Source organism: Brevibacterium permense, assembly GCF_025506275.1.
Taxonomy (GTDB): domain Bacteria; phylum Actinomycetota; class Actinomycetes; order Actinomycetales; family Brevibacteriaceae; genus Brevibacterium; species Brevibacterium permense_A.
The window spans coordinates 112846-135855 of sequence record NZ_QYCP01000088.1; the positions used below are offsets into that span (position 1 = coordinate 112846).

19 protein-coding genes are annotated in these 23010 nt (G+C 65.2%); 11 read left to right on the forward strand and 8 right to left on the reverse strand.

What is annotated here, in order from left to right:
- Positions 1 to 41: 41 nt before the first annotated feature.
- The 6 genes from D3I60_RS10640 (at position 42) to D3I60_RS10665 (ending at position 5877) form a co-directional block, all read left to right on the forward strand.
- Positions 42 to 716: a TetR/AcrR family transcriptional regulator gene (locus D3I60_RS10640; RefSeq protein ID WP_262776209.1), complete on the forward strand. Its 675-nt coding sequence runs from the start codon at positions 42 to 44 to the stop codon at positions 714 to 716.
- Between the two features lie 92 nt (positions 717 to 808).
- Positions 809 to 1747 (forward strand): ABC transporter permease, encoded by a 939-nt coding sequence (locus tag D3I60_RS10645; RefSeq protein WP_262776210.1) that lies wholly within the window; start codon positions 809 to 811, stop codon positions 1745 to 1747.
- Positions 1747 to 2691 carry an ABC transporter permease gene (locus D3I60_RS10650; protein WP_262776211.1) on the forward strand — a complete coding sequence of 315 codons (945 nt, stop codon included), beginning with the start codon at positions 1747 to 1749 and terminating at the stop codon, positions 2689 to 2691. Before D3I60_RS10645 ends, D3I60_RS10650 begins: the two co-directional genes overlap by 1 nt.
- Positions 2692 to 2693: 2 nt before the next feature.
- Positions 2694 to 3524 carry an ABC transporter ATP-binding protein gene (locus D3I60_RS10655; protein ID WP_262776213.1) on the forward strand — a complete coding sequence of 277 codons (831 nt, stop codon included), beginning with the start codon at positions 2694 to 2696 and terminating at the stop codon, positions 3522 to 3524.
- Positions 3521 to 4336 (forward strand): ABC transporter ATP-binding protein, encoded by an 816-nt coding sequence (locus D3I60_RS10660; protein ID WP_262776214.1) that lies wholly within the window; start codon positions 3521 to 3523, stop codon positions 4334 to 4336. Before D3I60_RS10655 ends, D3I60_RS10660 begins: the two co-directional genes overlap by 4 nt.
- Positions 4333 to 5877 (forward strand): ABC transporter substrate-binding protein, encoded by a 1545-nt coding sequence (locus tag D3I60_RS10665; RefSeq protein WP_262776215.1) that lies wholly within the window; start codon positions 4333 to 4335, stop codon positions 5875 to 5877. The genes D3I60_RS10660 and D3I60_RS10665 overlap by 4 nt, the downstream gene beginning before the upstream one ends.
- Before the next feature lie 9 nt (positions 5878 to 5886).
- Here D3I60_RS10665 and D3I60_RS10670 read toward each other — a convergent pair whose 3' ends face one another.
- Both D3I60_RS10670 and D3I60_RS10675 read right to left on the reverse strand, forming a co-directional pair.
- Entirely contained in the window at positions 5887 to 7161 is a 1275-nt protein-coding gene (locus D3I60_RS10670) for a hybrid-cluster NAD(P)-dependent oxidoreductase (protein ID WP_262776217.1), read from the reverse strand.
- A complete protein-coding gene (locus D3I60_RS10675; protein ID WP_276584537.1) occupies positions 7158 to 8519 on the reverse strand; it encodes an aromatic ring-hydroxylating oxygenase subunit alpha in 1362 nt (453 codons plus the stop codon). Before D3I60_RS10675 ends, D3I60_RS10670 begins: the two co-directional genes overlap by 4 nt.
- 152 nt (positions 8520 to 8671) lie before the next feature.
- On the opposite strand from D3I60_RS10675, the gene D3I60_RS10680 reads away from it, so the two are divergent.
- Complete coding sequence (locus tag D3I60_RS10680; RefSeq protein ID WP_262776219.1) at positions 8672 to 9598, forward strand: LysR family transcriptional regulator; 927 nt, start codon at positions 8672 to 8674, stop codon at positions 9596 to 9598.
- On the opposite strand, the gene D3I60_RS10685 is transcribed toward D3I60_RS10680, so the two are convergent.
- On the reverse strand, positions 9534 to 9926 hold the full coding sequence (locus D3I60_RS10685) for a hypothetical protein (protein ID WP_262776221.1): 393 nt from the start codon (positions 9924 to 9926) through the stop codon (positions 9534 to 9536). The two genes, D3I60_RS10680 and D3I60_RS10685, sit on opposite strands and share 65 nt — an antisense overlap.
- Before the next feature lie 109 nt (positions 9927 to 10035).
- Here D3I60_RS10685 and D3I60_RS10690 point away from each other — a divergent pair, with 109 nt between their 5' ends.
- Positions 10036 to 11445 (forward strand): APC family permease, encoded by a 1410-nt coding sequence (locus D3I60_RS10690; RefSeq protein ID WP_262776222.1) that lies wholly within the window; start codon positions 10036 to 10038, stop codon positions 11443 to 11445.
- 68 nt (positions 11446 to 11513) lie between these two features.
- Here the strand turns inward: D3I60_RS10690 and D3I60_RS10695 are convergent, their stop codons facing one another.
- Positions 11514 to 12509, reverse strand: a complete 996-nt coding sequence (locus tag D3I60_RS10695; RefSeq protein ID WP_262776223.1) for a hypothetical protein — start codon at positions 12507 to 12509, stop codon at positions 11514 to 11516.
- 173 nt (positions 12510 to 12682) lie between these two features.
- On the opposite strand from D3I60_RS10695, the gene D3I60_RS10700 reads away from it, so the two are divergent.
- Entirely contained in the window at positions 12683 to 15811 is a 3129-nt protein-coding gene (locus tag D3I60_RS10700) for a hypothetical protein (RefSeq protein WP_262776225.1), read from the forward strand.
- 39 nt (positions 15812 to 15850) lie between these two features.
- Here D3I60_RS10700 and D3I60_RS10705 read toward each other — a convergent pair whose 3' ends face one another.
- Entirely contained in the window at positions 15851 to 17206 is a 1356-nt protein-coding gene (locus tag D3I60_RS10705) for a D-serine ammonia-lyase (RefSeq protein ID WP_262776227.1), read from the reverse strand.
- Between the two features lie 31 nt (positions 17207 to 17237).
- The gene (locus D3I60_RS10710; protein ID WP_262776229.1) at positions 17238 to 18218 is read right to left on the reverse strand and encodes an ABC transporter substrate-binding protein; all 981 of its coding nucleotides are present in this window, start codon (positions 18216 to 18218) and stop codon (positions 17238 to 17240) included.
- 221 nt (positions 18219 to 18439) lie between these two features.
- Between D3I60_RS10710 and D3I60_RS10715 the strand changes: the two genes are divergently transcribed.
- Entirely contained in the window at positions 18440 to 19453 is a 1014-nt protein-coding gene (locus D3I60_RS10715; protein ID WP_262776230.1) for a siderophore-interacting protein, read from the forward strand.
- A 71-nt stretch (positions 19454 to 19524) separates the two neighbouring features.
- On the opposite strand, the gene D3I60_RS10720 is transcribed toward D3I60_RS10715, so the two are convergent.
- Entirely contained in the window at positions 19525 to 20436 is a 912-nt protein-coding gene (locus tag D3I60_RS10720) for a DMT family transporter (RefSeq protein WP_262776232.1), read from the reverse strand.
- 133 nt (positions 20437 to 20569) lie between these two features.
- Between D3I60_RS10720 and D3I60_RS10725 the strand changes: the two genes are divergently transcribed.
- Positions 20570 to 21454: a LysR family transcriptional regulator gene (locus D3I60_RS10725; RefSeq protein ID WP_262776233.1), complete on the forward strand. Its 885-nt coding sequence runs from the start codon at positions 20570 to 20572 to the stop codon at positions 21452 to 21454.
- An 80-nt stretch (positions 21455 to 21534) separates the two neighbouring features.
- On the opposite strand, the gene D3I60_RS10730 is transcribed toward D3I60_RS10725, so the two are convergent.
- Positions 21535 to 22971: an FAD-binding oxidoreductase gene (locus tag D3I60_RS10730; RefSeq protein ID WP_262776234.1), complete on the reverse strand. Its 1437-nt coding sequence runs from the start codon at positions 22969 to 22971 to the stop codon at positions 21535 to 21537.
- Positions 22972 to 23010 lie beyond the last annotated feature (39 nt).

Sequence of the window (23010 nt, forward strand, 5' to 3'; positions counted from 1 at the left end):
GCCTCCTCGAAGTCGATTCCGATCCGGACTATAGTCCGTATATGGACGACATTAACGGACCGCAGTCCGATTATGGAAGAGGGAACGGGAAATTTCTCCCGCTGGTTCCCGCGCAGGCTCCTCTGCGCGCCGATGCGCAGCGCAATCGTCGGAAGATCCTCGATGCCGCGACCGACCTCCTGGCCGACAAGGGAGTGGACGGGCTGACGATGGATGAGCTGGCCCGGCGAGCGGGGGTCGGCAAGGGCACTCTCTACCGCAACTTCACCGACAAACCTGGGATTGCCTCGGCTCTGCTCGACGACCGGGTCCGGGACATGCACTCCCGCATGCTCCAGGGCCCTCCTCCTCTGGGCCCGGGTGCTCCAGGGGGCGAGCGCCTCACCGCTTTCGTCGATGCGTACCTGCGGCACATCGCCGGCAACCTCGACCTCGTCCTCCTCACCGAGAGCAGCTCGCCGAAAGGCCGGTTCGACCGGCAGAGCTACCCCTTCTGGCGACGCCACGTGGAGATCCTCATCGCCGAGATGTGGACGGCCACGGCTCCCGAGGCGTCGGATGCGAATCCGTCCGATCCGGTCCGGACCCGCGCCGAGGCGGTCATGGCAGTCCTGTCCGCCGCGCAGCTCGATCAGTGGCTGAACAGGCAGGGCCGCACCCTCGAGGAGCTCATTCCGCAGATCCAGACGATCGTCTCCGCCATCGCCGCTGCATAGAGGTCGACACGCCGATTCCCGCATCGCAACGACAAGATCTGTTGCGAATAGAATGACAAGTGTAATCCCGGTCACACTGCGAAGGGGTGGGTGTGGGCAAGTACATCCTCCGGCGTGTGCTGCTGATGATTCCGATCGTCCTCGGTGTCGCCACGCTGTCCTTCATCCTCATGAAACTGGCACCCGGCGATCCGGCCGCCGCATATCTCGGCGACAAAGCCACACCGGAGAATGTTGCTCAGCTTCGTCAGGCCTGGGGTCTCGACGAACCGATGATCATCCAATACCTCCAGTTCCTCGCAGGCCTCCTCGTCGGTGACTTCGGGCAGTCGTTCATCTTCCAGACCTCAGTCCTCGAGCTGCTGACGCTGCGGATGCCGGCCACTTTGCTGCTCATGCTCGTGTCTCTGGTGTTCGCCGTCGTCATCTCCGTCCCGCTCTCCCTATGGGTGGCCGCGAAGCGATCAGCCGCCTCGGCGATCGTGTCGAGGGTCTTCGCCGCCACCGTCCAAGGCATGCCGGCGTTCTTCGTCGGCACCCTGCTGATCCTCGTCCTCGGTGTGAACCTGGGCATCTTCCCCGTCGGCGGCTACGGCAGCAACTTCGGTGAGCACCTCTATTCCCTCGTCCTGCCCGGCCTCGCTGTCGCACTGACGATCTGCCCCGTCCTCATCCGCAGCCTCACGGCGGCACTGAACGATTCGATGTCAGCCGAGTACACGAACTTCGCTCTGTCGAAGGGGCTGAGCAGGAAGCGGACTGTCATCGACTATGCCTTCCGCAACGCCGGAATCACGGGTGTTTCGATCCTCGGCATCCAGGTCGGCCACCTTGTCGGCGGTGCGCTCGTCGTCGAGAACGTCTTCGCGATCCCCGGAGTCGGCTCACTCCTCATGGAAGCGGTCCTCGCCCGCGACTACGACGTCGTGCAGGCTCTGACCGTGATCTTCGGTGTCCTCGTCGTCCTCGTCTATCTGCTCACCGACGTCGTCTACAGCCTCGTCGATCCACGCGTGCGGCTGGGGGCCTGATGACCGAACCGATAACCTCATCACCTGCCGACACAGGCGCCGGCGGCGCCGGCGGAAAGCCGCCGCGGACTCGCGGTGGCACCGCGTCCCGAGCGACGCCGACCGCGCGATTCACGCTTCCCCTGCCGGCGTTCCTGCGACGGCACAATCTGCAGCTGTGGATCGGCGCGGTCATCCTCGGTGCGATGGTCCTGCTGCTCGCCATCGGACCGCTCTTCGTCACCGGCGACCCCAATCGGCAGGACCTGCTCAATACCTTCGCCCCGTCTTCGATCGCGCACCCGTTGGGCACCGATCAGCTCGGGCGAGACGTCCTCTCCCGCTTCCTTCACGGCGGTCGCGTCGACCTCATCGTCGCCGTCGTCGCCGTCATCGTGCCCTTCATCCTCGGCACGATCCTCGGTTCGCTGGCCGGGTACTTCGGCCGCTGGGTCGACATCGTCATCATGCGTCTGGCCGATATCGTCTCGGCCTTCCCCTTCTACGTCCTGGTCATCGTGCTCGTCTTCGTCATGGGCAACGGAATGGGCAGCATCTTCGTCGCCATCAGCGCCGTGTCCTGGGTGGCATACGCCCGCATAGTCCGCGGCGAGGTGCTCGTGCTCAGAGAGCAGGAGTTCATCTCCGCCTGCCGTGCCTCGGGTCTGAGCACTCCCCGGATCCTCACCCGCCACATCATTCCGAACACCGTCAGCCAGGGCGTCATCTATGCGATGAGTGACATCGTGCTCAACATCGGCGTCGTCGTCACCCTCAGCTACTTCGGCATGGGCATCGTCCCACCGACCGCCGACTGGGGTCAGATGATGAACGACGGCCAGCAGTACATGGGCACCGGCAACTACGGCCTCATCCTGTGGCCGGGGTTCGCCGTCGTCATCGTGTCATTCGCGCTGGCGCTCATCGGCGACGGGTTGACGAACACACTGAAGCCGAAGAGGTGATCATGCCCATCCTCGAAGTGGACTCCCTCACCGTCGACGTCGACGGAGAGGCCGGACGGCGCCGGATCCTCGACAACGTGTCGATCAGCCTCGAGGCCGGTGAGCCGATGGGTCTCGTCGGCGAATCGGGATCGGGCAAGTCGATGACGCTGCGCAGCATTCTCGGAATGCTCCCGCCCGGCGCCTCCGTCGTCGACGGAGAGATCCGGTTCGACGGTCGCAATATCCTCACATCCGGTCCGGGCGGACGATTCGATCAGCGCATCCGCGGCACCGGCATCTCGATGGTGTTCCAAGAACCGGCCATCGCACTCAACCCGGTGATGAAGGTCGGCCGGCAGATCACCGATGCCATCGCCGAGCGCAGAGGACTGTCGAAGAAGCAGGCTCACGACCTCGCCGTTGAGCTCATGGACCGTGTCGGCATCACCGACCCCGACCGCAGAGCCAGGCACTACCCGTTCCAACTCTCGGGTGGAATGCGTCAGCGTGTGATGATCGCGGCGGCGTTGGCGCAGGAGCCGCAGGTGCTGCTCTGTGACGAACCGACGACTGCGCTCGACGTGACGATTCAGGCGCAGGTGCTCGATCTCTTCCGCACCATGCAGCAGGACGAGGGCCTCGGTCTGCTCTATGTCACCCATGACCTCGCGGTCGTCGCTCAGCTGTGCTCGTCGATCAGTGTGATGAAGGACGGGCAGATCGTCGAACACGGTGTGCTGCAGGAGGTCTTCGACGATCCCCAGGAGGAGTACACGCGTCGACTGCTGACAGCGACTCCGCGCATCGATGAGGGCGTTGACGATGCGGGCCCTGCCGAGGAGACACGATGACCGAGACTCAGACTGCGCCGGCGCGCGGCCTGCGCGCCGAGAACGTCACCGTCACCTTCGGACGTGGTGACCGCGCCTTCACCGCTGTGGATTCCGCCGACCTGCATGTCCGTCCGGGAGAGATCGTCGGACTTGTCGGCGAATCGGGTTCGGGAAAATCGACCCTGTCCCGAGTCATCTGCGGACTCCAACGCGAATACGACGGAAAGGTCAGCGTCGACGGTCGGGAGTTCGCACAGAAACGCACGAGCGCACAGTGGCGGATCGTGCAGATGGTCTTCCAGGACCCTTTCGCCTCCCTCGACCCCCGCTACACGGTGCGAGCGACCCTCGCCGAGGTGATCCGCCACCATCGTCTCGCCTCCGGTGCCGCCCTGCGGGCCAGATGCGCGGAGCTCATGGAGATGGTGCGGCTGCCCGAGGAGTTTCTCGAGCGCACCCCGACCGCCATGTCGGGCGGCCAGAGGCAGCGGGTGGCGATCGCCCGAGCGCTGGCCGTCGAGCCCAGCATCATCGTCGCCGATGAGGCCGTCTCCGCCCTCGACGTCAGTGTTCAGGCAGAGATCGTCGCACTCTTCGCCCGACTGCGCGAGGAACTCGACCTGTCGATCCTCTTCATCTCCCATGACCTGGCGGTCGTCAGGAAGCTGTGCGAGCGGATCTACGTCATCCACAACGGCCGTCTCGTCGAAGAGAACACCACCGAGGAGATCTTCGCGTCACCGCGCGACGACTACACGAAGACGCTGCTGAAGGCGATCCCGACTTTCGACAGCGCCTACCTCGATCGGATCCGAGGAGGAGAAAGGTGACGGCCAAGAGATTCACAGCGGTGACTGCCGCGCTCTGCGCCTGCCTCCTGGTCCTCGCAGGGTGCGGTTCTGGCGGAGAGAAGACCGCCCGGCCCGGGGGCGACCTCGTCTTCGCTCGTGCCGCGGATGCTACAACTCTGCTGCCACCGACAACGACCCAGAATGAGGATATCTGGACGCTGCAGCAGGTCTACGAGACTCTCACACTCAACAAACCCGACGGGTCCGGGGTCGAACCGGGTCTGGCAACCGATTGGGAGGAATCGAAGGACAAGATGTCCTGGACCTTCCACCTGCGCGAGGGAGTGCAATTCCACAGCGGCAAGACCCTCGACGCCGACGATGTCGTCTTCTCGCTGAACTATGCGCGGGATCAGGAGGATGAGAACAATCTCTGGGCAGCAGAGTTCGACCCGATCAAAGACGTGAAGAAGGTCGATGATCACACGGTGCGCATTGATCTGAAGCAGCCGTGGGGTCCCCTGCCCAGCTATATGGCACTGTTCGCCGCATCGATCTACCCTGACGACTTCGGCGGACACGACGCCGAGTACATGGCAGCGCACGCAGACGGCACTGGGCCGTTCGAGGTCGGCAATTGGAATAAAGGACAGAGCCTCGAACTGGTGAAGAATCCGGACTACTGGGAGGACGGGGCGCCCTCACTGGATTCCGTGACCTTCAACGTCGTTGCCGATGACAATACTCGTCGCCTGCAGCTGCAGGGAGGTCAGGCCGATATCAATCAGGAACCGGCACCGCTGAGCATGAGTCAGCTCTCGCGCTCACAGGACATCAATGCCCGGGCTTTCACCTCGACGAAGATCCTCTATTTCAACATCAACAACAAGGAGAAGGGGCTCGACGATCCCAAGCTGCGACGTGCCATGTCATATGCGGTCGATCGCAAGTCCATCGTCGAGGTGGTCTACGCCGGTTATGCCGAGCCCGCGACTTCGTTCATCTCACCGGGTCTCGCCGGTCATTCGGACAAGGTCGACAGCAGCCAGTTCGACATGGAGAAGGCCAAACAGCTGGTCAAGGAGTCTGATCATCCAGACGGTATCGACATCACCATTCAGATTCCCTCGGGTGTCGCTGATCGTGAGCTGCTGGCGCAGATCGCCCAGCAGGCGTGGCAGGACATCGGCCTGACCGTTCACGTCCAAAAGCTCGACGACGCGACTCTGACGACGAACCGCACGAACGGCGACTTCCAAGTTCAGGTCAGCTATGCGACCTCCGACGTTTCTGACACTTCGCAGATGATCAACTTCCTCGCCGTCACCGACGACTCGGGAGTGCGTTCGGGATATGCCAACTCCGATGTGGAGAAATGGGCCGAGCAGGCCGTGGCCGAAGAGGACCCGAAGATGCAGAACGAGCTCTACGCCCAGATCCAGCAGCAGGTCGCCGACGACGCCCCGATCGTACCGATCGCCTACCAGCGGGCACTGTACGGAATGAGCCGGGATGTCGTCGGCTTCGAACCCTACGTCCTCGGCACCTATGGGCTGAAGGAGACGAAGCTCAAGCACTGAGCAGGCAGCTCACCTGTCGATGACGAGGTCGGTCAGCGGGGTCGAGCAGCAGGGCAGGAACTTGCCCGCAGCGATCTCCTTCGGCCGGATTCCTCCCACATGCTTCATCTCGACTTCCCCGCTGATGAGCACGGACTTGCAGGTTCCACACGCGCCTTCCGAGCAGGAAGAGGGCACGGACAGTCCAGCGTCCAGAGCAGAGTCGAGCACGGTCGTGGACTCATCACAGTCGACAACCCGCCCGGAGACAGCGAACTCGACGGCGTGGCTCACTCCAGTGCCGCCGACGACGCCGGCTCCGGCAGCTTTGGCTCTCGCTCCGGCCTTGGCCAAACGGTCGGCAGGTGAAGTGGCGAAGACGAACGACTCCTCATGCATTCGCGCCGACGCCACCCCCGCCTCGGCGAGCAGGGGCCGTACCGCGTCCATATACGGACCCGGCCCGCACACGAAGGTTTCGCGGTCAGCCGCGTCGGGGACCACCTCGGCGAGGGTGGGCGCATCGATCCGACCCCTGCGACCTGCCCAGGTCTCGGCCTCGGAATCCCGGGAGCACAGGATGGTGACGCTGACTCCGGCGACCTCAGCGAGCTGTTCGAGCTCAGCGCGGAAGATGATGTCGAGCGGCGTCGAGGCGCTGTGGACGAAGACGATGTCGGTGCCGAGCCCTCCCTGTCTGGCCAGCAGACTGCGCACCATCGACATGATCGGAGTGATTCCGGAGCCGGCGGAGAGGAAGAGGTGCCGTTCGGCCTGATGGAAGCTCGTGCTGAACAGCCCGTACGGCCCGTCCACGTGCAGCTGGTCGCCGACCCGCACGTTGTCGTGCAGATGGGTCGATACCACTCCCCCGGCCACGCGCTTGACCGTGATGGTGAAGATGTTCGTACCGAAGGGCGCCGAGGAGATCGAGTAGCAGCGCTCGAGGCCGAGCTCGGGGATGCGCATCGTCACGTACTGGCCCGGCGCGAAGTCGACGGCGGTCATCCATCCCGCCCGCAGCTCGAAGGTCTTCACATCGTGGGTCACCTGGGCGATGCCGGTGACCTCGACGGGACCGGTGAGCAGTTCGGGATCGAGCTGAAGTTCGGTGAACATGGGGCCAGCCGATTCAGCGGGCATCCGCTCGACCGGCGCGGCGAGCGCGGGCTCGACTGCCTGATCGAAGACCGGCGGGGCGGCGGCCGCGAGTCCAGGTCGCCTGCCGCGAGTGGGCACTCGGAACGTCGCCTTGCCCACAGGCGCGGATGCAGCCTGGGCGAATGTCGAATGACGGTACCTCATCGCCGATCAGCACCTTCCAACAGCACGGTTCGCTGTTCTCGATGGGCCTTGAGCCGTTCGATGTACCAGGTGACGAAGTCATCGACCTGCGATTCGGTAGGTGCGTAGGGGCCCGGCACGTACGCCGGCGACGAGATTCCCAGGTGCCCGCGTTCACAGAAGGTCGCGTCCTGTTCGTTCGTCTTGAGCCACACCGTCGTGAGATTGTCGAGGTCGTAGTCGACGCCTTCTTCCGCATCGGCGTGGACGAGCCAGGTCGTGCGCACCAGCGTCTTGTCCTCGGCCAACGGCAGCAGGCTGAACGTCACCACGTGGTCACCCATCGCGTGGAACCACATATTCGGCTGCACGTGCAGCGAGGCCCGACCCAGAACGAAGGTGTCAAGATCGCCCAACAATTTCGCCGAGGCGGCCGATCCGTCCATCGTGTACGACTCGCCCTTTCCGTCGAGAGCGGCTCGTTCGATCCGGAATCCGGTGGGCCGTCCGCTCAGCTCCTCGACGAGTGCATAGGGCAGGCCGTTGCGGTCACAGTCGGCATGCAGCTGATCCTCGGCGTCGAGGTAGCGCTGGTAGGCCGGCTGCAGGCGTTTGGGAATCTCGTCGGGTTCATAGCCGTAGGTGGGGAAGAACGTGCACGTCAACTCCGGGTGCCCGGCCTCGCAGTGGTAGCACTCACGGTTGTTCTCCATGACGAGTTTCCAGTTCGAGTCCTCGATGAGGTCACTCTGCGCGGCCACCTTCGTACCGGCGATGTCATGCCCTGTCAGGTAGGGCTCGATGACCTCGGCCACCTCGCCGATGTCATCGGGCGGAGTCGGGCTGAGGCAGATGAAGATGAGTCCGCCGATGACGCGGAGGTTCACCGAGCGCAGGGAGAAGCAGCTCCGGTCGAAGCCGGGAGCTTGAACGCCTGCAGAGATGAGCTCTCCGGCAGGGGTGTAGGTCCACTGGTGGTAGCCGCACACGATGTTGCCCACCGATCCAGACAGGTCGTTGAGCAAGCGAGTGCCCCGGTGACGGCAGACATTGTGGTGCGCCCGAATCTCATCGTCGTCATCGCGGATGACGATGACGGAGTAGGCGCCGATGTCGACCGTGAGATAGTCACCGGGCTCGGGCACTTCGGCAGCAGAGGCAACGAAGATCCAGGTCGAGGCGAAGATCGCCTCGATATCACGCGCGAAGAACTCCGGGCTGATGTAGAACGGCGCCGCCAGCGAATAGCCGGGCACACGTTCGTCGATGAGCCGGTCGATATCGGTCCTGCCGTGCCCGCCCGTTCCGGCAGCCGCACCTGACCCGGCGGGTCCGCTCGTGCTGGAATCGGTCCGCTTCTGCTCTGGTGCCAGAGTCAATTCGTCCACCACCTCGTCGTGTCTCGGCCGCGACTGATGTCGGCCCCTTCGCCGACCGCGACCGTGGAGTTCGTGCTCCTGCCCCCAGTGTCCGCCAGAGGTCTGCTGAAGAAAAGCGAATCTTCTTCATCCGAAACGTGCAATACTATTGCATGATCGATCCGCGTCTCCACGTCCTTCGGGTCCTTGCCGAAGTCGGCACCCTCACCGAGGCGGCACACCGCCTCGGATACACCCCTTCAGCCGTATCGCACCAGCTCAGAGGCCTGTCGAAAGATCTCGGTGTGCGCGTCGTCGAACCGCGCGGTCGCGGACTCGTCCTCACTCGCGCCGGTCAGCTCCTCCTCGAACGCTCTCAGGAGCTCTTCACCAGGTGGGAGGAGATCCGGGGCGAGCTCGACGGCCTCGGCACCGGCCGAGATCCGCGCACCAGACGGCTGCGCCTGTGCGGCTTCTCCACTGCCGCGGCCGCCCTGCTTCCACCGACAGCCCTGACGGTGATGGAACGATTCCCGGGCGCCGAGGTCACGATCATCGAAGCCGACCCCGAGGAGTGCTTCGACCTTCTCATCTCCGACCATGCCGACGTCGCCGTGGTCGTGGCCACCGACCCGCTGCCGCCGCGCAGCGATCCCCGCTTCGAGCAGTCGGCGCTGTTCAGCGATCGCCTCGATCTGCTGGTTCCCGTCGGACACCGTCTCGCGGAGAAGTCGACGGTGGCACTGAGCGAGGCCGCCGAGGAGCCCTGGATCCTCGACCGGTCGGGTTCGCCCTATCACCGCCTGGTGCGCACCGCGTGTGCGGCTGCCGGCTTCCAACCGGAACAGGCTCATCAGTCACGGGAGTGGGAGACAGGGGCGTCGTTGGTCTCGGCGGGGCTCGGGGTCGCGCTCATTCCTCGTCTGGCACGTCTGCCGGACGGCTTCGATGTGGTGCGTGTGCCGCTGCGCGGTGATCCGGTGCCGTCGCGGAAGATCCTCTCCGGCATCCGCCGCGGTTCGGGCGCTCAGCCGATCATCGCCTCGGCGTTGGAGGTCCTCCGGGAATCTGCTGAAACGGCGGCCCACCAGGGGGCCTGACCACCCAGACCTGCGGTCGCATTCGACGCCGCTTTCTCGCGACGACGGTGGTGAGGACGATCCCGGAGATGAGCACCAGAACGGAAACCACGGCCACAACGAAACCGGTGATGAAGAAGCCGGAGGCGAAATCGTCGAAGGCGTCGACGTTGCCACCGCCGCCGAGGAGGAACAGGAACATCGGGATGACGAGGATGCACAGTCCCACCCCGAGGCCGAGGACTCCGGCGATGATGAGGAGGATTCCCGGCACCACGGACGGTTTCTTCGCAGGCACACCTCCCGGCGGGAACCCTCCGGGCTGGATCATCTGCGGGTGATGCGTCATCCGGGTCTCCTTCGTCTCTTCCGATCCTATCGGGGACTCGAAACCACGCCATGACCTGCGCGTAGAGTTGAAGCACACACTTCGAAAGACGGGCACCACGATGGACGATATGACCTCCGACGATCGGTCCAACCGGTCCGACAACGAATCTCAGACTTCCACACCCGAGGGCACGGCCGCCTCGGCGCGAGGTGGGACGCTCAAACGGACGATCGGTCTGAGCGAGCTCGTCTTCTTCGGACTCGTCTTCATCGGTCCCGCGGCCGCAGTCGGCGTGTTCGGCACCCTCGATGCCCGCTCGGGCGGGGCCGTGGCACTCGTCTACATCGTCGCGACGATCGTCATGGCCTTCACCGCGATCAGCTATATGCGCATGTCGCGGGAGGTCCCCCGCGCAGGCACGGTGTTCGCCTACGCCTCGGCGGGAATCGGAAAACCGGCCGGCTTCGTCGCCGGATGGATGATCCTCCTCGACTATCTCTTCATCCCCTCCGTCGCCTATCTGTTCACCGGGATCGCCCTGAACTCGATCTTCCCTGCGCTGCCCGTCTGGGTGTTCGTGGCCGTCGCCGTCACCCTCACCACCGGTCTCAACCTCGCCGGGGTCAAGGTCGCCTCCCGCGTGATCACCGGGGTCGTCCTCGCCGAGGTGGCCGTCCTCGCCCTGGTCCTTGTCCTCGGCATCGCCTACCTCGTCCAACACGGGCCGACGCGGGGATGGCTGACGCCGCTGTCCGGGGTCGATGCGTTCTCCGTGACCGCGGTTCTCGCCGCCGTGTCCGTGGCTGTCCTGTCCTATCTCGGCTTCGATTCGCTCGCGACATTCTCCGAGGAGGCCAAGGGCGGGCCGCGGATCGTCGGCCGTGCCACGCTGATCTGCCTCGTGCTCGCAGGTGTCTTCTTCGTCGCGCAGACCTGGGTGGGCAGTCTGCTCTCACCGTTGACTCCAGCGGACCTGCAGGCCGATCCCGCGCTCGAGGGAGCCGCCTACTACAGTGCCGTCGACTCGACTCTCGGCCCGTGGCTGCACTGGCTGCTCGCCTTCGCCAAGGCCGTGGGCGCGGCGTTCTCCGCGATGATCGGTCAGGCCGCCGGTTCCCGCATCCTCATGGACATGGGACGGTCCCGTCAGGTGCCGAGATTCCTCTCCGAGGTGGCCCCGAAGACGGGTGTGCCGTGGAAGGGAATCCTCGTGGCCGCCGGCGGCAATGTCATCGTGGCCGGGTGGGCGGCGACCCGTGCCGATGGTCTCGACCAGCTGACCTCGATCGTCAACGTCGGGGCGCTGACGGCGTTCATCTTCCTTCAGGCTTCGGTGGTCGGATACTTCCTCGTGAAGAAGCAGGGCAACGAACCTCCGAACTGGTTCAACCACGGCGTCATTCCGGTCATCGGCGCCGGTCTGCTCATCGCAGTGCTCGTCAGCGCGAATCCGTTGGCCCTGGTCATCGGCGCGATCTGGCTCGTCATCGGCATTGCGGTGTTCGCGGTGAACAACCGGCGGCGCGCCCACGCCTGAGCCGGCCCGACGGCACATCATTCAGCCGCCGGTTGCGGGTGTGACCGGACCCGCCTCGGTGGAGGTTCTCAGTCCTGCAGGCGAGTCGTTCCTTCGTGGCCGCCGGAGGTGTTGAGCTGTTTGGCGTAGCAGCTGTCGGGGCCGAGGCCATGCGATGAACACCAGGACAGAGCATCATCGGGGTCGTCGTAGCCGATGCCGACGACGGTGACCCAGAAGTTGTCCTCTTTGAAGCTGCTGAAATCGCCGGACCAGATGAGCTTCACGCGGGGGAACTCCTCGCGCAGCCCTTCGAATTCCTCGAGGATCGCTTCTTCGTCCCAGGTCTTTCCCTCGGCCTCGAGGCCGACCTTCTTCGAACTCAGCTGCGGAACCCATTTGCCGTTGAGTTCGCTCTTCGCTGTCTGTCCGTCGGAGTCGGCGAGCTGCTTGAGTGCCTTCTTCGGGTCGTCGGGTAGAGCCGATTCGGTCTCGGTGGGTTCGGGTGAATTGCTGGCCGCAGCCGAACCGTCATCGCTGGCGGCGTTCGTCGGCTCATCGGTGGAGGCGACGGAGGCCGGGTCCTCGGAGTCCCTCGAGAAGAATTTCGCCGCTCCCCATCCGATGCCCACGCCGAGAACGATCACGATGACGGCGAAGAGGGCAATCATTCCGCCGCGCTTCTTCTGCGCGGGCGGTCCGGCCTGCTGATACGCTCCCGGACCGTAGCCGTAGGGCTGCTGACGTGCGGGCTGCGGAGGCATTCCTGCGACAGGTGCTTGGCCACCGGCCGGGTAGGTTTGTGCACCCTGAGCCTGGGCGGGTCCACTCTGCTGTTGAGGAGGCTGACCGTTGCGGTGAGACGGGCCGCTCTGCGAGTGCGGGGTCTGGATATAGGGGCGCTGCGGCTGAGGAGACTGATGAGGCGGCGGAGGCGTGCCCCACCCGTTGCCCGACTGAGGTCCTGACTGCGGACTCGGCGGGGGTCCCGGCTGGGATCCGGGCTGCGAGGACCATTGGCTTCCCGACCGGTCGTTGACGTCCCATTCGTTCTCATCCCCGCGCCCGGGAGGGTTCGTACTCATCCGTAACTCCAGATCGATCACGCCGTATCTCAGAAAAAGTCCCAATATGGAACTTCTCTTGCGTTAACAGCCTAATATAAGTTGTGAACTACACATGCTTGATCTGCTCCGTTGATTGTTTCGATTTGAATTACATTGCGGAGCTGTCGGGCAACTGCACTTGAGGACTGGCTATGCACGACGAATCCGACGAGACGAAACCGACCGCCACCGAGGATCCGAAGGATCAGACCGCCGAGGACCAGGAGAGCCCCGAAGACGAGGTTCCGGACGCCGCCGAGACTTCGGATGATCCTGCAGCTCAGGATGATGAGGCCACCGAGGAGACCGCTCGCTGGGCGCCCCCGGAAGACGGCACGCCCACCACCGAGCAGACCGTCGCCCCGTACCAGCAAGACTCCTACCAGCAGGTGCCCTATCAGCAGGTCCCTCACCAGCAAAGCCCTCACCAGCTAGGTCCCGACCAATCCGGTACTGTGCCCTACCCCGCACCACCGAGTTACCCGGCGATTGCCCCGAAGTCGAAATTCGCCTCGGCGCTGGCGAAGGGAGCGACCTGGAAAACGGCGCTGATCCCGCCGGGGATCGCCCTCCTCGGCGGCATCATCGTCTCCATCATCCTCACAGTCATCCTCACGTCGATGTCGGAGTTCGACTCCCTGACCGAGGAGACCGGCCTCAACCTCGACAGCCTCAACTACGCCCTGCCGTTCATCCTCATGGCTCTGTCGCTGTTCGGTTCGGCGGCGCTGCGCTTGGACATCAACGCCCCTGACAGCTTCAACGCCCAACTGGGCATCTTCACGACCGGCGCACCCCTGGTTGTCACCATCGTCACCGTGGGTCTGCTGTGGTGGATGACGAAATTGAGCGAACGCCGCTCCCCCGCACCCAACCGGGTGTCCACGTGGATCCGCATCGGGGTCGCGACCCTGGCGATGACGCTCGTGCTCTTCCTCCTCCAGGTCATCTTCGCCGCCCGCGCTTCCGCCTTCGAAGAGGAAGGATCGTTCACCTTCACCTTCTCGGCGGTCACCGTCCGATCGTTCTTCCTGCCGCTGCTCGTCATCCTCTTCACGAGCATCGCCGGTCGTGTCGCCGGGCATTTCAAAGGCACCGAGGCGATCGGTGCACCATTCCTGCGCTGGGCTGTTCCGCCTCTGCTGGTGACCTGGATCCACCTCGCCCTCAGCGTGGGTGTGTTCTCGATCGTCGCGCTGTTCGTCCTGCCGCTGTCCGTCGAGATGCCGGGCCAGCTGGTGCCGCTGACGTTCGTCAACATGGGCCTCATCCTCACCTCGCTGACCCACCTCGGCGGAATCAGCGCCACCGCACAGGGCGATCTGGGCGCCTATTCGGACACCTTCTCCGAGAGCCTCACCATGTTCAGCCGTGAGGCTCCCGGGCTGCTGTGGCTGGGACTGCTCGTCGTCGTAGCCGCCGTGCTGGTCGCAACGATCGTCGCCACCGTCACCCGGCGTCCGGCTTGGACCGTGATCGAGCAGGACAAGCAGCAGTGGTCGACCGCGTGGAAGCTGCCGGTGGCGTTCTGCCTCGTCTGGGGCCTGCTGTCGCTGCTGGCCATCCCCGCGAACCTGTCGATGTCCGGATCCGCCGAGGCGGCCATGTTCTTCGGCGGTTCCGGTGCGGCCCGTGCGGGGATCGGCCCCCTGGCCTGGACGTTCCTCATCTTCGCCCTCTGGGGCGGGATCATCGAGGTGCTCTCGCGCACCCTCGGCCCGCGACTCGCCCTCACCTTCCCGGCAGTGGCACGGATCGCCGCCGGACGGACCGTGCACCCGCACTGGGGACCATACCTGGGCATGAGCGAACCGCAGTTCGCGTTCATTCATCCCGATCTGGCTCGAGCCGCCGCCCCGACGCCACCGCCGGTCGCTCCCGCCCCCGGCGAAGTCGGACCACACGGCCCTGGCGGGTTCGGACCACAGGGGCCCGGCGGTCATCAGGGTCCGCCCGCATCGCCGGACGCGTTCGGCTCGCATGGCCAGTCGCAGAGCCAGCCTGGCGCCCAACCGGCTGGTGCGCCGCAGGGCCCACGGCAGTTCTCCGCCCCGGTCGGCCCGCAGCAGCATCCGACTCCATCCGACCAGCAGCCTTATGCCTACCCGCAGGGTGTCGCCGACCAGCCGGCCCATTCGACGCCGCAGGGCTCAGCCGGGCAGCAGTCGTACTCGGCTCCGCAGGGAATGTACGCCGCGCAGCCGTACGCGGGCCCGGCCAAACCCTTCGACAAGAAGAAGACGACGCTCGTATCGGTCGTCGCCGGTGGCGCCGTCCTCCTCCTCGTGGCCGCACTCATCGTCGTCACCCAGCTCAACGGGCACATGTTCGGTCCCGAGGCGACGGTGGAGAAGTACTTCTCGGAGCTCTCCGATGGTGACGCCGAGGGTGCCCTCGAGGTCGCCGACGTCGACGTTCCTCAGGAGTCACGGACCCTTTTGACCAACGATGTCCTCGGCGGCTCCAAGGCACTGCCCGACGATGTCACCGTCGAGGATGCCGAGATCTCCGGAGACACGGCGACGGTCGCAGTCACCTACGACGTCGGAGGCTCCAAGGGCAACAGCACGCTGACCCTGCACAGAGCCGGAAAGAAGGCACTGTTCTTCGACGACTGGGCGCTCAAGAGTCCCGACCTGCTCACTCTCACCGTCGATACTCCCGGCCTCAAGAAGGTCAAGGTCAACGGGATCGACGTCGACAGCGACGGGTCGACACTGTCCCTGCCGGCCTTCCCCGGTCTCTACACGATCGACCTGGCCGAGAAGTCCGATCTCATCACCGCAGACGCGGTCGAGGTGCGGGCCTTCCTCGGCGATGACGCGAACATGGAGGGTGAGGACACACCGCTGCTCGCTGCCCACCCCTCGGACGCGTTCCGCAGCGAGGTCGACAAGCAGGTCAAGACCCTCATCGACAGCTGCGCGAAGAAGACGGTCGCCCAGCCCGACGGGTGCCCGTTCGGGTCCTCGCTGGCCGACAGCTATGACGCCACCGGCCTCACCTGGTCGATCTCATCGTATCCGACGGTGACCGTCGCCGATGACTCCATGGGTGCCGACCAGTATTCGAACCCCGAGGATGCGACCGGTCCGAATGGCGGTCCGGCGTGGCTGATCTCCTCCGAGACCTCCGGTGAGGCGCTCGTGACCGGCAGCTACGACATGTTCGACGAGTCCGAACCCTTCGATGACACCGTGACCTTCGACCTCAACGGCACGGCCGAGATCGTCGACGGCAAGATCGTCATCACCGTCAACGACGACCCCTGGGACTGGTGACCGAGGCAGCGTGGCCCGACCGCAGCCGGGCCACGCCGTTCAGTCGACGAAGATCGCCGAGGCGGGGCTGCTGATCCGTTCGACGAGCCCCAGTCCGTGGTCGACATAGGCGGCGCGTTCATCGCCGGGGACCATCGCCCCACCGGTGAGCCACACGAGGTGGACGCCGGTCGCGGACCGAGCCGCCGCGTCGCCCATCCGCCACGGAATGGTCAGCCCGGCGGTCGCGGAGGGTTCGACATCGAAGCCTTCGGTCTCGTGGAGCACCCCGACTCCCGCGCGGATGACCTCGTCGGGGACCGCGGCGAAACCGGAGATGAGCGGCCCGATCGTCGGCCCGATGAAGCGTGAGGGGCGGGCGACCGCCAGCCCGTCGGCCGCGGTGGCTCCGGACAGCCCGATGTCCTGAACGGAGATGCCGCTGTGCCGACCGGTGCGCACGCCGAGGAACATCGCCGGTGCCTGGCTGGGTTCGACGAAGATGCAGCGCACGGCAGTGCCGAAGACCCGCTTGAGCCCGAAGGTCACTCCCCCGGGTCCGCCTCCGATTCCGCACGGCAGATAGACGGTAAGCGGATTCTGCTCGTCGATGGTCACACCTGCGGCCGCGAACTGGCGCTCCAGCCGCAGGGCAGCCACCGAATATCCGGCGAAGAGGCTCACCGAGTCCTCGTCGTCGACGAAATGCGTGTTCTCGGCGGCTTCCGCCGAGGCCCGGCCGGCTTCGACGGCTTCGACGAAGTCGCCGGCGTGTTCGATGACGTCGACCCCGTGGTCGCGCAGCTTCGTCTTCTTCCATTCCCTGGCGTCGGCTGACATATGCACCGAGGCGGCGAAGCCGAGGCGAGCGCTCAGGATCCCGATCGACAGCCCGAGGTTGCCCGTCGAACCGACGACGATGCGGTGGTTCGCGGCGATCGCACGAAACTCACGATTCGAATAGGTGGCGGGATCAAGAGCGTCGAGTCCGTGCTCGGCGGCGACCGCCTCGGCGAATTCGAGCACCTCGTGGAAGCCGCCGCGGGCCTTGATCGAACCGCTCACCGGCAGGGAGTCGTCGCGTTTGAGCCACAGCCGTCCGCCCGGCTCGGCTCCGAACAGACCATCGAGGCGATGCTGCGCCGCAGGCGCCGGAACCAGCGCCGATTCGATCATTCCGCCGCTGACGTCAGGAAACGCCGATGCGAGCTCGGCCGGAACGGTCGCCGTCTCCGGGAAGGTCTCTGCGAACCAGGGGGCGAAGCGGTCGAACCGGGCCGCCGCGGAATTCATCACGTCGCCGAGGTCGGGCAGGGCCGCCTCGGTGCCGGTGGAGCGGAGCCACGTGGTCGGGGCACCCGAGGCCAGGGACCGGATGATCTCGTCGGTGCCGAGTTCGTCAGTCAGGTCGGTCATGCACCGATCGTAGCCCAGCGGGGTGCGGGCCTCAGCTCTTGACGATCTTCTTCGCGGATTCGAGGACGTCGGCGAGTTCGTTCAGCCATTTCGCATAGCCGTCATAGGTGTAGGCCCGCTTGTCGTCCCAGGTGCCGAGCTGGTCCTCCTCGACAGCGGGCAGGCTCTTGTACACCGGGTTGTCCTCGTAGTCGGTCGAGGCGTCGTGGACGAGGACAACGTCGGCCGGGTAGTCCGACATCTTCTCCCAGGAGACTTCTGCCCAACTGCTCTCTCCCGTGGCATCGGGGCCGGCGAGGGTGAGCCCGTCCTCGTTGAGCATCTCGGCGATGCCCAAGGAGTTCGAGGTGTAGTTGATCTCCGCGGTGAAATTCGCCAGCAGCACTGTCAGCTGGTCCTGCTTCTTCGCCACGCCGCGGATGCGTGCCCGAGCGTCGTCGAAGGCCTTCCGCTTGTCCGCGATGGCGCCGGTCTCTGTGTCCTTGCCCAGCGCCTCGGCGATGGCCGCGTACTGAGCGAACATCGCATCGGGGCCCTGTCCGCCGAGTTTGACCGGGACGAACGGCACGAGCTCGCTGACCTGGCCTTTCACCTTCTCGTCCCACCATGTCCACCCGTCGCCGGCCTCATTGCCGTAGGCGACGAGGATGTCCGGCTCGGCAACCGCGAGGGCCTCGATATCGAGTTCCATATCGGTGCCAACGACCTCGACTCCTTCCGAGTCGAAGGACTTCCCCGGAGACTCGTTCTGTCCGAACCCGAAGACAGCGACCGGCGTGATTCCGTACTGCGCGAGACCGGCTGCCGAATAGAAGTCCGCGGCGATGCGCTTCGCCGGACGGTCGAGTTCGATCGTCAGCCCGTCATAGCCTTCGGGCGAATACGTGAAGTTCGGGACGCTGCCCGCAGTGCCAGAAGCGCCGTCACCCGCATCGCCATCGGCTTCGCCGCGGCAGCCGACGAGGGCGAACGGGGCCAGAACGGACAGGGCAAGGAGCTGACGACGACGCATCGAGAGCCTTTCGGTGGGCGTCCCCGCAGGGACGGAACTGGTGCGCCTGTAGTGACGCCGGGACCACCGTAGCACTATTTGGAAAGGCTAGCCTTACTAAATTAGAGTAGAGTAGCGTTGCGGATGTTGACATATCCACGACAGCTGCACACACGAACACAACGCGTCCCCGCGGGGACGCCCTCACGGCCGCATGGTCCTGGGGATGCGAAGGAGAATCAGTGTCACGAGCCCCCATCGGTGCCTTCGAAGCAGAGGTCCTCGCCGTCGAAGACCTCAGCCCGTCCTTCCGTCGGGTGACTTTCGGGGGTGCGGGACTCGGGGAATTCGGCCCGAACACCCACCCTCGCGATCTGCGGATCAAACTCGTCATCCCTCCTCAGCGTGCCGCTGCGCCGCAGTTCGATCTGCCGGCATTCCTCACCGAGCAGGAAGCCGCTGGAGCGTCCTGGTACCAGGCCTGGCTGCAGGTCAGCCCCGAGGTGCGCGGCGCGATGCGCACCTACACCGTGCGCGAATGGGACGATGCCGAGCGCAGACTCGTCATCGACATGGTCCTCCACACCGATGAGCATGGTCGCTCCGGCCCGGCTGCCGAGTGGGCCGAGGCCGCCGAGGTGGGCCACCGCCTCCATATCATCGGCCCCTCCCGTGCTTCGGAGACTCCGTGCGCCGGGATCGAGTTCGCTCCAGGAGATGCCCACCAGATCCTGCTCGCCGGCGACGAGACCGCTGTGCCCGCCATCGCCTCGATCCTCGATTCACTCAGGGACAGCCGGGCGCAGGGCAAGGCCGTTCTCGAGGTCCCGAGCGCCGAGGACATCATCGATATCGCCGCGCCCACCGGCTTCGAGATCGAATGGCTGCCGCGCGGGGAGGCCGACTTCGGTCAGCTGCTCGAACCTGCCGTCCGCGAGGCGGTGCGTTCGGAGACCCGGGTCCCCGTCGGTGCCGGAGCGGCGGGTTCGGCCGGCGGGCCGGGTGGTCAGGTCCGGGAGCTCGACGATGTCAACATCGACGAAGAGATCCTCTGGGATGTTCCCGTGTCCCTCACCGAGGCGGCTCAGGGCAGTTCGAGTGCCACGGACAAGGACGCCCGCCCCTTCTATGCGTGGATCGCCGGAGAGGCCGGACCGGTCAAGCGTCTGCGCCGCTACCTCGTCCAGGAAGTCGGGGTCGACCGCAAGCAGATCGCGTTCATGGGCTACTGGCGCCAGGGCAAAGCCGAGGGCTGAGCCCTCAGACCCAGCTCGACCGAGCTTTCACCCAGCTCGACCGAGCCTTCAGACTCTGCCTGACTGAACTCTCAGACCTTACTGGCCTGATCCGGCGACCGCCGCAGAGCTCCGATGATCTGGGGCCCGATCGCGGCAGCCGCCCCGGTCAGGCAGAGCACACCGCCCACTGCGGCCAGCGGAGGCGGGACCTCTCCGAGAACGATCCAGGCCATCACGACGACGATCGCGGGGACGAGGAGACTCGAAGAGCTGAGCAGACCTGCCGGCAGAGATTTCAGCGCATATCCCCAGAAGTTGAAGGCGATAGCGGTCGGTACGACCCCCAGGTAGAGGATCTGCAGCGTCATCTCGATGGGTGCCGTGGCCACCTCGTCGATGAGGCCAGGGGCGAAGACGAGACTGACGAGTGCGCCGATGAGGATTCCCATCCAGGTCACGGTCACCGAGTCCTCTCCGGACAGGAAGTGCTTCTGCAGCAGCACGCAGGCGGCGTAGAGCACTGCGGCGACGAGGCTGAGGACGAGACCGCCGACGGTGAAGAAGCCGGTGAAGCTGGCGGCCGTGATCAGCCCGATTCCGAGCAGGGAGACGATGATTCCGATGAGTAGGCGCTTCGGCAGCCCTTCTCCGAAGACGAGGCCGGCGAAGACGGCGATGATCAGCGGTGCGATATTGACGATCATCGAGGCGGTACCGGCATCGATCGACCGTTCCGCGGCGTTGAGGACGACGACGTAGGCAGAGAACCAGGCGACTCCCCACAGAACGAGAATCAGCCAGACGACCTTGCCGGAGGGGAATCGGGGGCGGCGGAAGAGCATCCACACGGAGAGCACCACGGCCGCGGACGCGCCGCGCAGCAGCGCCATCGGACCGGGTGAGAAGAACTCGCCGGCATCGCGGATGACGACGAATGATGACGCCCAGAACGTCATGGTGAGCAGGGCAGCGATCCAGGGCAGGACGCGGGGCGCTGTCATCTGGCGAGGATTCGGACTCGCAACTCGAGGGCTGAGGGCTGATCTGTTCATAAGAACGATTATTCGTCGCATGATCGTGAAAGAAAAGCGCACACTATTGCACGACTGTCCGTGATATGCGTACGGTTTAATTGTGTACAACGTTGCCCACCTGAAGTCGTTCAAATCGGTCGCACTCACCGGGTCCGTCCGGTCCGCCGCACAGCATCTCAGTCTCTCACCGTCTGCGGTCAGCCATCACCTCAAGATTCTCGAACAGGAGACCGGTCTGATTCTGTTTCAGCGACAGGGACGCGGCCTGTGCCTGACCGACACCGGTTCGGCGATCATGTCCGACGTCGACTCCGTGCTCGAGAGCTCAGGACGATTGGGCCAACGCATCTCCGACCTGCATGAGAATCGGATCGGACGCCTGTCGATCGGGTACTTCGGCACGGCCGGCACCCAGTGGATGCCCGAACTCGTGTCCTACCTCGAGAACCGCCATCCCGATGTCGCCGTGCAGCTCAACCTGGCAGAGGGTCCCTGGAACGAATTCCACTCCGATGTCCAGGTCGTGATTGCAGATTCCGAGGATCCCGTGTTCCCATCGCAGGTGGAGAGCCACTTCCTCTCGGAAGACCCGTATGTGGTCGCAGTGCCCGACGATCACCCCCTGGCCTCACGTCCGGAGGTCAGCCTCGACGAGCTGGAGAATCATCCTTGGATCGACAACGACACCGGAGACGGTCCGTGTCGGACGATCCTCTTCGACGCCTGCGCACGTGCAGGGGTGGCGGTGCACTTCAAGCACGAGGCTCACAGCTTCGCCACGGCCCTGCACATGGTCAGTCGGGGTTTGGGTCTGACGATCCTCCCGCGGCTCGGTGTCGAACCCCTGCCTCCCGGGGTGGCCATCATCCGGCTGGCGGCGCCCGAACCGATCCGCTTCATCCACGCGATCAGCGATCCGGGCCACCCGCAGCAGGAACTCATCGAGGATGCGGTCACAGCCCTGCGCGAGCTCGCCATCGGCTGACGATGGAAAGACCGCCGGCCTCCTGCTTCGAGGGCGCGCCGCCACGGCGCATGCGTGCACTGCCGACAGCCCGACTGCGTTCAGATCTCGGCGAGCATCTTCCCTGGGTTGAGGATGCCCAGCGGGTCGAGCGCGTTCTTCACGGCCAGCTGGATCCGTCGTGATCCTTCGTCGAGTTCGCTCGGCAGCCAAGCGCGCTTGAGGAACCCGACCCCGTGTTCGCCGGTGATCGTGCCGCCGAGTTCGAGGCCGACGCGCATGATCTCAGCGAACACCCCTTCGGCCTTCGCCGTCTCGGCCGCATCGCCGGAGTCGAAGAACACCGAGGGGTGCATATTTCCGTCGCCGGCGTGCGCGACGAGGGCGATCTCGAGTCCGGATGATGACCGCAGCTCGGCCAGACGGTCACAGAACTCGGGCACGGCGGTGCGCGGCAGGCATACATCGTCGAGCAGCTGACCGCCGCCGTGAGCGTTGGCGAATTTCTCGTAGGCCGGCTGGATCATCCGTCGTGCGGTGATGAGAGCCGCGGAATCGCTCGGGTCGTCGGAGTACGCGACGTCGAGGGCACCGCAACGCTGGGCCACCTCGGTGAAGGTCGACATCGCGGCCTCCGCATCGGTCGGGTTGTCGTCGACCTGCATGATGAGCATCGACCCGGCATCGCCGTCGAGGCCGAAGTCGCCGTAGTCGTTGAGCATGCGCAGGCTGGCCCCGTCGAGGAATTCGAACAGGCTCGGCACCCCGCCGCCGGCCATGAAGTCGGCGACGGTCTGCAGTCCGCTGCGCTCATCCGGGAAGGTCGCGATCGCGGTGAACGGCTCGGGCAGGGCGGGCACGAGGCGCAGCGTCGCTTCGACGACGATGCCCAGGGTGCCTTCGGAGCCGATGAAGAGATGGCGCATATCGAGTCCGGCCACGCCCTTGGCCGTCTGCGGGCCGAGCGTGGTGATGGTCCCGTCGGCGAGTACGACTTTGAGTGAGCGCACGTAGTCCCTGGTCACACCGTATTTCACGCAGCAGAGTCCGCCGGCATTCGTTGCGATGTTCCCACCGATCGATGACAGTGCCACCGATCCGGGATCCGGCGGGTAGGACAGTCCGAACGGGGCGAGGTGGTCCTTGAGGTCCTGGTTGATGATGCCCGGTTGGACGGTGACGAGACGTTCGGCCTCGTTGACAGCCAGGACGTCCTTCATCTTCGACACGTTGAGCAGGATCGCTCCAGGTGAGGCGTTCGCGCCTCCCGAGATCCCGGACCTCGCCCCCTGCGGGACGACCGGCACCCGATGTGCGCCGGCGAACCGCATGACCTCTTGGACGTCTTTCGCCGAGGCGGCCCTGACCAGGGCGATCGCGCCCTCGCGCGGGCAGAACAGGGCTTCGTCGCTGGAGTGGGCGTCGATGACATCCGGGTCAGTAGTCAGCGCACCCGGGCTCAGTCGTGCGGCAAGCTCATCGAGCGCCGCCGGGTCGAGGGCGGGGAAGTCGGGTGCGGTGGACGTCGGGATCGTCATTTCTGCTCCTCTGATCGATCGGTCGAAGGCGGACGGCGG